Annotated in this window: 11 protein-coding genes, 7 tRNA genes and 1 other RNA gene; all 19 read right to left on the bottom strand. The window is 48.8% G+C overall.

Annotated features, from left to right (window positions below; translation table 11 throughout):
* Window positions 1–160: 160 nt before the first annotated feature.
* A non-coding RNA gene (locus A7098_RS15950) (RtT sRNA) lies at window positions 161–292 on the bottom strand.
* Window positions 293–316: 24 nt separating this feature from the next.
* Window positions 317–392, bottom strand: a tRNA-Lys gene (locus tag A7098_RS15955).
* Between the two features lie 132 nt (window positions 393–524).
* Window positions 525–600 (bottom strand) — tRNA-Lys (locus A7098_RS15960).
* 48 nt (window positions 601–648) lie between these two features.
* Window positions 649–724: transfer RNA gene (locus tag A7098_RS15965), tRNA-Lys, on the bottom strand.
* A 3-nt stretch (window positions 725–727) separates the two neighbouring features.
* A tRNA-Val gene (locus A7098_RS15970) sits at window positions 728–803 on the bottom strand.
* A 51-nt stretch (window positions 804–854) separates the two neighbouring features.
* Window positions 855–930, bottom strand: a tRNA-Lys gene (locus tag A7098_RS15975).
* Between the two features lie 2 nt (window positions 931–932).
* Window positions 933–1,008: transfer RNA gene (locus A7098_RS15980), tRNA-Val, on the bottom strand.
* A gap of 26 nt (window positions 1,009–1,034) precedes the next feature.
* Window positions 1,035–1,110: transfer RNA gene (locus tag A7098_RS15985), tRNA-Lys, on the bottom strand.
* Window positions 1,111–1,274: 164 nt separating this feature from the next.
* A complete protein-coding gene (gene cpoB, locus A7098_RS15990) occupies window positions 1,275–2,066 on the bottom strand; it encodes a cell division protein CpoB (RefSeq protein ID WP_000097569.1) in 792 nt (263 codons plus the stop codon).
* 9 nt (window positions 2,067–2,075) lie between these two features.
* On the bottom strand, window positions 2,076–2,597 hold the full coding sequence (gene pal / locus A7098_RS15995) for a peptidoglycan-associated lipoprotein Pal (RefSeq protein ID WP_001295306.1): 522 nt from the start codon (window positions 2,595–2,597) through the stop codon (window positions 2,076–2,078).
* 34 nt (window positions 2,598–2,631) lie between these two features.
* Window positions 2,632–3,924, bottom strand: a complete 1,293-nt coding sequence (gene tolB, locus A7098_RS16000) for a Tol-Pal system beta propeller repeat protein TolB (RefSeq protein WP_010352214.1) — start codon at window positions 3,922–3,924, stop codon at window positions 2,632–2,634.
* 132 nt (window positions 3,925–4,056) lie between these two features.
* Window positions 4,057–5,304 carry a cell envelope integrity protein TolA gene (gene tolA, locus A7098_RS16005; protein ID WP_105281081.1) on the bottom strand — a complete coding sequence of 416 codons (1,248 nt, stop codon included), beginning with the start codon at window positions 5,302–5,304 and terminating at the stop codon, window positions 4,057–4,059.
* Between the two features lie 64 nt (window positions 5,305–5,368).
* Window positions 5,369–5,797, bottom strand: a complete 429-nt coding sequence (gene tolR, locus A7098_RS16010; RefSeq protein ID WP_000090099.1) for a colicin uptake protein TolR — start codon at window positions 5,795–5,797, stop codon at window positions 5,369–5,371.
* A 3-nt stretch (window positions 5,798–5,800) separates the two neighbouring features.
* Window positions 5,801–6,493 (bottom strand): Tol-Pal system protein TolQ, encoded by a 693-nt coding sequence (gene tolQ, locus A7098_RS16015; RefSeq protein WP_000131314.1) that lies wholly within the window; start codon window positions 6,491–6,493, stop codon window positions 5,801–5,803.
* A complete protein-coding gene (gene ybgC, locus A7098_RS16020; protein WP_001098372.1) occupies window positions 6,490–6,894 on the bottom strand; it encodes a tol-pal system-associated acyl-CoA thioesterase in 405 nt (134 codons plus the stop codon). The genes tolQ and ybgC overlap by 4 nt, the downstream gene beginning before the upstream one ends.
* Window positions 6,895–7,043: 149 nt before the next feature.
* On the bottom strand, window positions 7,044–7,337 hold the full coding sequence (gene ybgE, locus A7098_RS16025) for a cyd operon protein YbgE (RefSeq protein WP_000034602.1): 294 nt from the start codon (window positions 7,335–7,337) through the stop codon (window positions 7,044–7,046).
* Window positions 7,337–7,450 (bottom strand): cytochrome bd-I oxidase subunit CydX, encoded by a 114-nt coding sequence (gene cydX / locus A7098_RS16030; RefSeq protein WP_000270283.1) that lies wholly within the window; start codon window positions 7,448–7,450, stop codon window positions 7,337–7,339. The genes ybgE and cydX overlap by 1 nt, the downstream gene beginning before the upstream one ends.
* A 14-nt stretch (window positions 7,451–7,464) precedes the next feature.
* Window positions 7,465–8,604: a cytochrome d ubiquinol oxidase subunit II gene (gene cydB / locus A7098_RS16035; protein WP_105281082.1), complete on the bottom strand. Its 1,140-nt coding sequence runs from the start codon at window positions 8,602–8,604 to the stop codon at window positions 7,465–7,467.
* Window positions 8,605–8,619: 15 nt separating this feature from the next.
* Complete coding sequence (cydA, locus tag A7098_RS16040) at window positions 8,620–10,188, bottom strand: cytochrome ubiquinol oxidase subunit I (protein WP_010345240.1); 1,569 nt, start codon at window positions 10,186–10,188, stop codon at window positions 8,620–8,622.
* Window positions 10,189–11,640 lie beyond the last annotated feature (1,452 nt).

Genomic DNA, 11,640 nt, shown 5'->3' on the forward strand with positions numbered 1-11,640 from the left:
TCGAATTACGTATGAGATGTCGGATGTAATGCCAGGTATCTTATTTCCACCGACGTAGAGTTGCTTACGCAGCAAGCGCAAAGTATGTCATCAGGGTTAAGAATTGAAATTGTGGAATGCCTGAATAGCAAAAAAGCGCCTTTAGGGCGCTTTTTTACATTGGTGGGTCGTGCAGGATGACTCGCTTCGCTCGCCCTTCGGGTCGTCGCCGCGAGCGGCTCCGTTGTTTCGCTGCGCTCAACTCGAACCTGCTGCAGGTTCGAATCTTTGAATATCGCAGATAGCAAAAAAGCGCCTTTAGGGCGCTTTTTTACATTGGTGGGTCGTGCAGGATTCGAACCTGCGACCAATTGATTAAAAGTCAACTGCTCTACCAACTGAGCTAACGACCCCTTGCGGGATTATGCTGCTTTAATCATTCAGGATGGTGGGTCGTGCAGGATGACTCGACTTCGTCTCGCCCTTCGGGCCGTTGCTAACGCAACGTTATCCTTCACGTTCTCTACCAGTAACCACCTTTAAATTGGTGGGTCGTGCAGGATTCGAACCTGCGACCAATTGATTAAAAGTCAACTGCTCTACCAACTGAGCTAACGACCCATACGGGTGTTACCTGAAAGATTTTTTACTTGATGCCAATATTAAAATTGGTGGGTCGTGCAGGATTCGAACCTGCGACCAATTGATTAAAAGTCAACTGCTCTACCAACTGAGCTAACGACCCGAGTGGTGGGTGATGACGGGATCGAACCGCCGACCCCCTCCTTGTAAGGGAGGTGCTCTCCCAGCTGAGCTAATCACCCGATACTGCGCTGGATACTACAAACTACTTCCACCGAACCCACCGTAATTAGTGGTGGGTCGTGCAGGATTCGAACCTGCGACCAATTGATTAAAAGTCAACTGCTCTACCAACTGAGCTAACGACCCGGTGGTGGGTGATGACGGGATCGAACCGCCGACCCCCTCCTTGTAAGGGAGGTGCTCTCCCAGCTGAGCTAATCACCCGATACTACGCTGGATACTACTTAAAGTGGTGGGTCGTGCAGGATTCGAACCTGCGACCAATTGATTAAAAGTCAACTGCTCTACCAACTGAGCTAACGACCCACTTTTGCGTTGCTTTCGAGTTGTTTGATATCCCGTGGCAACGGCGGCATATATTACTGATTTCAGATTTGAGCGCAACAAAAATTTCGATGTAGATCACTCAACTGCTTATGATTCGCACGACACGACCAGAAATAATGCGACTTCTGGTCGTGTGTTATGCATTACATCGCGTTCAGACGTTTTTGCGCCTGTTTTGCGCCATCAGTCCCAGGGTATTTACTGATAACCTGCTGGTACACGGCTTTCGCTTTCGCGGTGTCACCTTTGTCCTGCATGATGACGCCAACTTTAAACATCGCATCCGCAGCCTTCGGTGACTTCGGATAGTTTTTCACCACCGAAGCAAAATAGTAAGCCGCATCATCTTTCTTACCCTTGTTGTAGTTTAACTGACCCAGCCAATAATTGGCGTTTGGCAGGTAAGTTGAATCAGGGTAATTTTTGATGAAATTCTGAAATGCCACCATTGCGTCATCCTGGCGGGATTTATCCTGTACCAGCGCAATAGCTGCATTGTAATCCGTGTTTGCATCGCCGCTTTTCACCGGCGCGCCAGCATTCGCAGTACCTGCATCAGCTGTTGGCGTCGTTGATGCCGCAGCACCGCTTTGATCGCCGCTGGTTGATTGCGCCGCTGCGCCACCGCTGCTGAGGCTATCGATCTGCAACAGGATCTGCTTTTGCCGCTCCACGACCTGATTCAGTTGATACTGATTTTCCTGAATCTGACCACGCAGGGAGTCAATATCGGACTGATTATCAGAGAGTTGTTGCTGGAGTTGGGTTAAAAGCTGGCTGTGAGCATTAGAAATACGCTCAAGTTGAGTGACGCGGTCTTCGACCGAGCCCGAGCCGACACTACTGATTGGTGCCTGAGCAAAAGCGGCCCAAGGGGCCGCTATACCAACCAGTAACGACAGACTCAATAGTTGATGTCTGAAGTTACTGCTCATGCAATTCTCTTAGTAAACCAGTACCGCACGACGGTTTTTGGAGTATGCCGCTTCGTCATGACCCAGTACTGCAGGTTTTTCTTTACCGTAAGAAACGATGGAGATCTGGTCTGCAGAAACGCCTTTACCCTGCAGGTACATCTTAACGGCGTTCGCACGACGTTCACCCAGGGAGATGTTGTATTCCGGAGTACCACGTTCGTCCGCGTGACCTTCTACGGTGACTTTGTAAGACGGGTTGCTACGCAGGAAGTTTGCGTGTGCATCCAGCATTTGAGCGAAATCAGAACGGATATCGTACTTGTCCAGATCGAAGTAAACGATGTTGTTCTGCTGCAGCTGTTGCATTTGCAGACGAGCCTGCTCTTCGGAAGACATATTGCCGTTGCCGCCGTTCGCATCCATACCAGTGCCGGCACCCAGCATGCCTTCGCTGCCGTCATTGCTGGCGTTCTTATTGGAAGAACATGCCGCAATTGCCATAACAGGCAGAGCGATCATCAGCCCTTTCAGCACTTTGTTCAGTTGCATTTCAATGATTCCTTTACTATTCAATTAATTATTATCACAGATACGGCGACCAGGCAGGGAATTTGACCTGTCCATCAGTTGCCGGAAGACGCGCTTTGAAACGCCCATCTGTAGAAACCAAATTCAGCACGGATCCCATCCCCTGAGAAGAGCTGTAGATTACCATAGTGCCGTTAGGTGCCAGACTTGGCGTTTCATCCAGGAACGTTGACGACAGAACTTGTACGCCTCCCGTTACCAGATCTTGTTTGGCAATGTGCTGCTGTCCACCATTGGAGCTGACCATTACCATAAATTTACCGTCGCTGCTGACATCCGCATCCTGGTTCTGAGAACCTTCCCAGGTAATACGTTGTGGCGCACCGCCGTTAATGTTCACTTTATAAACCTGCGGACGACCGGCCTGGTCAGAAGTGAAGGCCAGGTTCTGGCTGTCCGGGAACCAGGTCGGTTCGGTGTTGTTGCTGCGACCATCAGTCACCTGACGAATCTGACCAGAAGCCAAATCCATTACGTACAGGTTCAGGCTACCGGTTTTCGACAGAGCGAATGCCAGTTTGCTGCCGTCTGGCGAGAATGCAGGCGCACCATTGTGACGAGGGAATGAAGCTACCTGACGTACAGCGCCATTTGCCAGCGTCTGGATGACCAGCGCGGAACGACCGCTTTCGAAGGTGACATATGCCAGTTTAGAGCCATCCGGTGACCACGCCGGAGACATCAGCGGCTGCGGTGAGCGATGAACCACAAACTGGTTGTAACCGTCATAGTCAGATACGCGCAGTTCATACGGGAACTGACCGCCATTGGTCTGAACAACGTAGGCAATACGGGTACGGAACGCACCTTTAATGCCGGTCAGTTTTTCAAACACTTCGTCACTGGCGGTATGACCAGCATAACGCAGCCATTGCTTGTTAACTTTATATGAGTTCTGAGCAAGTACAGTACCCGGCGCACCGCCGGTATCAACCAGCTGATAAGCAACATTGTAAGAGCCGTCAGGATTCGGAGTGACCTGACCTACAACGACAGCATCAATGCCCAATGCAGACCATGCAGCAGGTTGAACTTCTTGCGCACTACCCGGCTGCTGTGGCAGACGAGCGCGATCTAACGGATTAAACTTACCGCTGTTACGCAAGTCAGCAGCAACGATGCCACCAATATCTTCGGGTGCCGCGCCAGGGCCTGCCCACTGGAAAGGAACTACACCAATAGGACGACCGGAATCTACACCGCTGTCGATCACAATGCGGACTTCAGCGTGCAGAACTGATGCCCACAGTATGAGAAAACCAAATGCTACTCGTAATGCCTGCTTCATCATATCTCCCTTATCTGGACAGATAGCCCACGATAATTTAGCAGAATGTTAACAAACTCAAATACACAAAACTACCAGAACCCAGCGACAACCGATGTTTGATGTTAACCGCCGTGACGGTCAACATCGCGATTACGGCTTGAAGTCCAATGGTGCGTTTTTGAACACTTCATATACTGCCTGGCTTGGTGGTTTCGGGATCTTCGCAAGTTTAGCTGCTGCCAACGCAGCCTGACAAAGTGCGGGATCGCCACCTTCAGGTTTGATATCCAGTAACATACCATCTGGCGCCAGTTTTATGCGCAGCGTACAGGTTTTGCCTGCATAGGACGATGCGTCATAGAACTTACTTTCGATAGCAGATTTAATCTGCCCGGCATAGTTATTGATATCGGCCCCTGATGCGCCATTGTTTTTAGTATTACCACTCCCGGCAGGCGAAGCATTGTTCCCTTTCGCACCACCACCGGTTTTCGGTGCATTCTTACCAGAGCTTAGCTCACCGAAAATATCATCTGCCTCTGCGGCAGCTTTTGCTGCAGCGGCTTTTTCAGCGGCTGCTTTTGCCGCTGCCGCTTTTTTGTCTGCGGCGGCTTTTTCTGCAGCTGCTTTCTTATCAGCAGCAGCCTTTTCAGCAGCCGCTTTTTCAGCAGCCGCTTTTTCTGCTGCTTTTTTCTCTGCTGCGGCTTTCTCTGCTGCCGCTTTCTTATCAGCAGCAGCTTTTTCTGCCGCTGCTTTCTTCTCAGCTTCGGCCTTCGCTTTTTCAGCAGCTTCGGCAGCCGCTTTTTTTCTCGCTTCTGCTGCTGCGGCTTCTGCTGCTTCCGCCTTCTTCTTCAGCGCCGCAGCAGCTTTAGCGGCTTCTGCTTCCGCTTTTTTCTTCGCGTCTGCAGCCGCTTTCTTCGCAGCTTCTGCGGCTGCTTTGGCATCCGCTTCGGCCTTCGCTTTGGCATCTGCTGCCGCTTTCGCTGCCGCCTCTTCCGCTTGCTTCTGCTTTAACTCGGCCTGTTTAGCGGCTTCTTCAGCCTGCTTTTTCTGTTCCTGAGCAGCTAACCGCTCTTTCTCAAGTTGCTTCAGGCGTTCCTGTTCAGCCGCTTGTTTCTCACGCAGTTCTTCAGCAGCCTGCTGTTCCTTCATCTTGCGCTGCTCTTCGGAACGCTTCGCGCTTGATTCCTGGCTTTGCATACGTTTGTACTGCTCAACTACCGCACCTGAGTCAACCATTACCGCGTCGATGGACGAACCACCGCCGCCTCCGGCTGAAGCTTCTATATTCTCATCGAACGAACTCCAGATCAGCGCCGCAAATAAGATGACATGCAGCACTGCTGAAATAATTATCGCCCGCTTGAGCTTGTCGTTTTGTTCGGTTGCCTTTGACACTCTCGGTTCCCAAAAACTGTTCGCCTGTTACCCGCTCTCTTTCAAGCAAGGGAAACGCAGATGCTTAGATAGGCTGCGTCATTAAACCAACCGATTTCACACCCGCACTATGTAACAAGTTCAGTGCTTTAATTATTTCATCGTAAGGCACATTTTTTGCGCCACCGATCAGAAAGACCGTTTTCGGATTAGCCTTGAAACGGCTGGACACTTCCGCCACCACCTGCTCTGGGGGTAAACGCTCCAGACGATCTTTCTCAACCACCACGGTGTACTGACCAATACCAGACACTTCAACAATCACTGGCGGGTTATCGTTACTGCTCACCGCCTGCGATTCAGTAGCGTCTGGCAGATCGACCTCCACGCTCTGGGTAATGATGGGCGCTGTCGCCATAAAGATCAGCAACAGCACCAGCAGTACGTCCAGCAACGGAACAATGTTGATTTCGGACTTGAGATCGCGACGACCTCGTCCACGCGCTCTGGCCATGGCTTACCCCTTGTTGCTCTCGCTAACGGTAAACGCCTGGCGGTGCAGAATCGCGGTAAACTCTTCCATAAAGTTGTCGTAATTCAGTTCCAGTTTGTTTACGCGCTGGTTGAGGCGGTTATAAGCCATTACCGCTGGAATTGCGGCGAACAGACCAATTGCCGTCGCAATCAACGCTTCTGCGATACCGGGCGCAACCATTTGCAGCGTTGCCTGCTTCACTGCGCCAAGAGCGATAAAGGCATGCATGATCCCCCAGACTGTACCAAACAGACCAATATATGGGCTGATGGAACCTACCGTACCGAGGAATGGAATGTGCGTTTCCAGATTTTCCAGTTCACGGTTCATCGAGATACGCATCGCTCGTGAGGCCCCTTCTACTACGGCTTCCGGCGCATGGCTATTGGCACGATGCAGGCGCACAAATTCTTTGAACCCGCTGTAAAAGATTTGTTCCGAACCAGTGAGATTATCCCGTTTTCCCTGGCTCTCCTGATAGAGGCGAGAAAGTTCGATTCCAGACCAGAATTTATCTTCAAACGCTTCGGCTTCACGCGCCGCAGCGTTCAGAATACGGGTCCGCTGGATAATAATGGCCCAGGATGCGATTGAAAAACCAATCAAAATCAACATGATAAGTTTAACCAGAAGGCTAGCCTTCAGGAACAAATCAAGGATATTCATGTCAGTCACTGCTTAAACTCCGCGACAATAGACTTAGGAAGCGCACGAGGCTTCATTTTGAGTGGGTCAACGCAAACAATCAGAACCTCGGCTTCATTCAGCAGAGTATTCTCAGCGTTGACAATACGTTGCGTGAAAACCAAAGAGGTGCCACGCATTGATGTTATTTCAGTCTGTATTTCGAGCATATCGTCGAGCCGTGCAGGTGCGTAATATTCCACCGTCATTTTACGTACCACGAAGGCAACACGCTCAGCCATCAGCGCCTGTTGACTGAAGTGATGGTGACGCAGCATCTCTGTGCGTGCTCTTTCATAAAAAGCGATGTAACTGGCGTGGTACACCACACCACCGGCATCGGTATCTTCATAGTAGACGCGAACCGGCCATCGAAACAGCGTTGTATTCACTTTACATCCCGGTAATGCAACAAAAGTTAGAACTTTTAAACGCTGCTACTATACGCGTGCGATTGAGGTTTGGGAATGAGGGCAAGTTAAGGGAGCGTAAAAATTTATGGACTGTTGAAGGTCCATAAATTTTTAAAGAGAATTCTGATTTAAAAGAAGAAGAAAATCAGCCCGACAATGAGAACAATATCGGCAAGCAGTGGGCAAAAAATCCCTTGCCAAAGAACCTTCTGCGGACGAAAACCCACGCCGTGAATCACGCCAGCACAGACGGCCCACATCAGCAATAAACCATGCCAGATTTCCAGTTCACTGGTCTTCGCGGCGAAACGTGATGGATCCCAAAACATACATCCTGCTAACAGAAGCGCCATCACGAAGGAAAGCGCCCGCAGAGGGCGCTTGTCCATTACCGCATACAAGGTTGCGATAATCTTGCTCATTAGCTGTCTTCTTGACCGGCTTTACCTGATTCGACGTGCTCAAGCGCCAGCGCGGTGATTACCCCAAATGAACAGGCAAGAAGCGTTCCCAGAATCCATGCGAAATACCACATTATTAGCTCCTTACTTAGTACAGAGAGTGGGTGTTACGTTCAATATCTTCTTTGGTGATACGTCCGAACATTTTCCAGTAACACCAGATGGTGTAGAGAAGAATGATCGGAACCAGAACCACCGCAACCCAGGTCATGACGTTAAGCGTCAGCTGGCTGGAAGTTGCATCCCACATTGTCAGACTTGCGTTCATCATGGTGCTGGACGGCATCACAAACGGGAACATTGCAATACCGGCAGTCAGGATGATACAGGCCAGCGTCAGGGAGGAGAACACAAACGCCCACGCGGCTTTATCCATACGTGCAGTCAGGATGGTCAGCAGCGGCAGAACAACATCCAGCGCCGGAATAGCCCACAGAATCGGCATATTGTTGAAGTTCACCAACCATGCGCCAGCTTCACGAACAACTTCTTTATTCAGCGGGTTAGATGCTGCGTAATGATCCATTGTCGATTTAACGACATAACCGTCGATACCGTACATCACCCATACGCCAGCCAGTGCGAAGCAGACCAGTGTCACCAGCGCCGCCACCTGAGCTGTTGCACGGGTACGCAGGTGCAGTTCGCCCACGGTACGCATCTGCAGATAGGTCGCGCCCTGAGTAATGATCATCCCTACGCTCACCACACCTGCCAGCAGGCCGAACGGGTTAAGCAACTGGAAGAAGTTACCGGTGTAATACAGACGCAAATACTCATCCACGTTGAACGGTACGCCCTGCAACAGGTTACCGAATGCTACGCCAATCACCAGCGGTGGAACAAAGCTACCTACGAAGATGCCCCAATCCCACATGTTGCGCCAACGGGTGTCTTCAATCTTGGAACGGTAATCAAAACCGACCGGACGGAAGAACAAAGACGCCAGCACGAGGATCATCGCGACATAGAAGCCGGAGAACGCAGCGGCATAGACCATCGGCCAGGCAGCGAACAGCGCGCCGCCTGCGGTGATCAGCCATACCTGGTTACCGTCCCAGTGTGGCGCGATAGAGTTAATCATAATTCGACGCTCGGTGTCGTTACGACCGAGGAAACGGGTGAGCATCCCCACCCCCATGTCGAAACCGTCAGTGACTGCAAAACCAATCAGCAGAACGCCAACCAGCAGCCACCAGATAAAACGCAATACTTCATAATCGATCATTTGACGACTCCTGTCTTAGCGTGCCGGCTGAGTAGTCGTTGAAGACTGCTCAAAGTGATAGCGACCGGTTTTCAGGCTGCTTGGGCCAAGGCGTGCAAATTTGAACATTAAGAACAATTCTGCCACCAGGAACAGGGTATACAGGCCGCAAATCAGCACCATCGAGAAGATGAGATCGCCTGCAGTCAGCGACGAGTTCGCTACTGCGGTAGGCAACACTTCACCGATAGCCCACGGTTGACGACCATATTCAGCAACGAACCAGCCCGCCTCTACAGCAATCCACGGCAGCGGAATACCGTACAGCGCAGCGCGCAGCAGCCATTTTTTCTCGCCAATGCGGTTGCGGATGACACTCCAGAAGGAGAGCGCAATAATTGCCAGCAGCAGGAAGCCACACGCCACCATGATACGGAACGCGAAGTACAGCGGCGCTACACGTGGAATGGAGTCTTTGGTTGCCTGTTGAATCTGCGCTTCAGTCGCATCTGCCACGTTTGGCGTATAGCGTTTCAGCAGCAGACCGTAACCGAGGTCTTTCTTCATGCTATTGAACTGGTCACGTACAGCCTGATCGGTGGAACCAGAACGCAGTTGTTCGAGCAGAGAGTACGCTTTCATCCCGTTACGAATACGTTCTTCGTGCTGCACCATCAGTTCTTTCAGGCCGATAACCGGTGTATCCACGGAACGCGTTGCGATAATACCCAGCGCGTAAGGGATCTGGATCGCAAATTTGTTCGTCTGCTCTTCCTGATCAGGAATACCAAACAGAGTAAAGGCGGCGGGCGCAGGTTGCGTTTCCCACTCGGCTTCAATAGCAGCCAGTTTGGTTTTCTGCACATCGCCCATTTCGTAACCAGATTCATCACCCAGAACAATAACAGACAGGACGGCAGCCATACCGAAGCTGGCAGCAATAGCAAAGGAGCGTTTTGCGAAGGCGAAGTCACGACCTTTCAGCATATACCATGCGCTGATACCGAGGATGAACATCGCGCCAGTCACATAACCAGACGCTACAGTGTGAACGAATTTCACCTGAGCAACCGGGTTAAGCACCAGCTCGGAGAAGCTCACCATCTCCATACGCATAGTTTCGAAATTGAAATCGGACGCGATTGGGTTTTGCATCCAGCCGTTCGCAACCAGAATCCACAGTGCGGACAGGTTTGAACCGAGCGCCACCAGCCAGGTGACACACATATGCTGAACTTTACCCAGACGATCCCAACCGAAGAAGAACAGACCTACAAAGGTGGATTCGAGGAAGAAGGCCATCAGACCTTCGATTGCCAGTGGCGCACCGAAGATATCCCCTACATAGTGGGAATAGTAAGACCAGTTAGTCCCGAACTGGAACTCCATGGTCAGACCGGTTGCCACACCCAGAGCAAAGTTGATACCAAACAACTTGCCCCAGAACTTGGTCATATCTTTATAAATCTGTTTGCCGGAAAGGACGTAAACCGTTTCCATGATGGCCAGCAGGAACGCCATACCGAGCGTCAGCGGCACAAAAAGGAAGTGGTACATCGCGGTCAAGGCAAACTGTAAGCGCGACAGTTCGACTATATCTAACATCATGACTCCTTGCTCATCGCATGAAGACTCCGAGAGTGAACCCCGTTAGAAAGGGTCACACGCATGCCCCAATACAAAATTATTTGCTCGCCCCTACCGTTGCCATTTCATCAAAAGAGGAAAGACAATGATAAAAAGGTTACAAATATGTTAATGAATAAACCAAATTGATCCCGTAATTATATTACGCCGCAAAATCCTTACAATAAACAGGTTTTTATTGAGCAAAATTGCATTTTTCGACAGTGATCAATTTATAGCGAAATTGTCACCATCTCACCAATTTGATCTACGACAATTTATCTCGTTTTGCAGATTTTTTTCAAGAATTAAAAATTGATTTATATCAAAATCAATCAGATATGTTAATTATGTGTAAATCATGAGCCACTAGTAATTTTATTGTTAATTTATTGTAACCAAATAACACAGTAAAATTACCGGCATGGAAATATATAGATAAAAAACCAGTATTTTATTTAACAGAGCCGCCTTATCGACTTTTTGTAATCCTAATTGATTAGAGTAGCCAATTTGTTGCTATTTCACATAACAAATTTTTATCAAAGTTAATTGATTGTTGTCTTTATGAGCAGCATACTGTAAATCCGTCACTTATTGTTTTTCTGGCAATAATCACGAAAAGAAATAGATACCTTCGGTATAGTCAGATAGAACAAGAATTTTCAAAAGAAATTATATATGGTATTGATATTTCCCGATCGGTATTCAATGATTCGCTCAACGATTGAAAATCAAGAGAAATTGTTATAGCAGTGATACGAAACAACCAAACGGAATTATAACCAGGCGTTAGAAAACACCGGATACTCTCGGATACACGCTACCTTGTCTAAAAAATATTAACTCTCTGCCTTACAAAGGATTCCCCATGAAGAAAGCAACACATGTGATTGGCGTTGATGCGATTGTACTCTCCCCTATCTATGGATATAGCGATATCGACTCATCAAGCATGAACTGAGTGATATTCAGCTCCATATGAGCAGCAGCGATTTCGCCGTTGGAATCAAGGTTGTTCTGCAACATCTAATAGATTGCTTTAATTTACCTGTTTTAGCAGTGTAATATTCTAAAATTAACTATTTGAAGATGATGATATTGTAAGATGTCAGAAATTTAGTTATCTGGAGATACAGCTTTACGACTACTGAACCTTAAAGTAATAGTTGATAATTCAGTAGTACATCGAGTGATATAACTAATTATATTAAAAAAGTTTTTTATACAATCGCATTGTAAAGAAGCACCAGCTACTTATAAGGCCCCAAAAAAATATATATTAATTCATACTGAAATAATATTTTCGACCGTAGCTCACGTTTCAAATGATTAATAACCGGCGCCTCTCACGCAGGTCAAATCAGGAAACTGTGTAACCGGAAAATAAAATGTTCGTAAACAGTGGGCTTCATCAGTTGCCCTCAAAAT

The sequence above is a fragment of the Escherichia sp. MOD1-EC7011 genome (genome assembly GCF_002965005.1).
Taxonomy (GTDB): domain Bacteria; phylum Pseudomonadota; class Gammaproteobacteria; order Enterobacterales; family Enterobacteriaceae; genus Escherichia; species Escherichia ruysiae.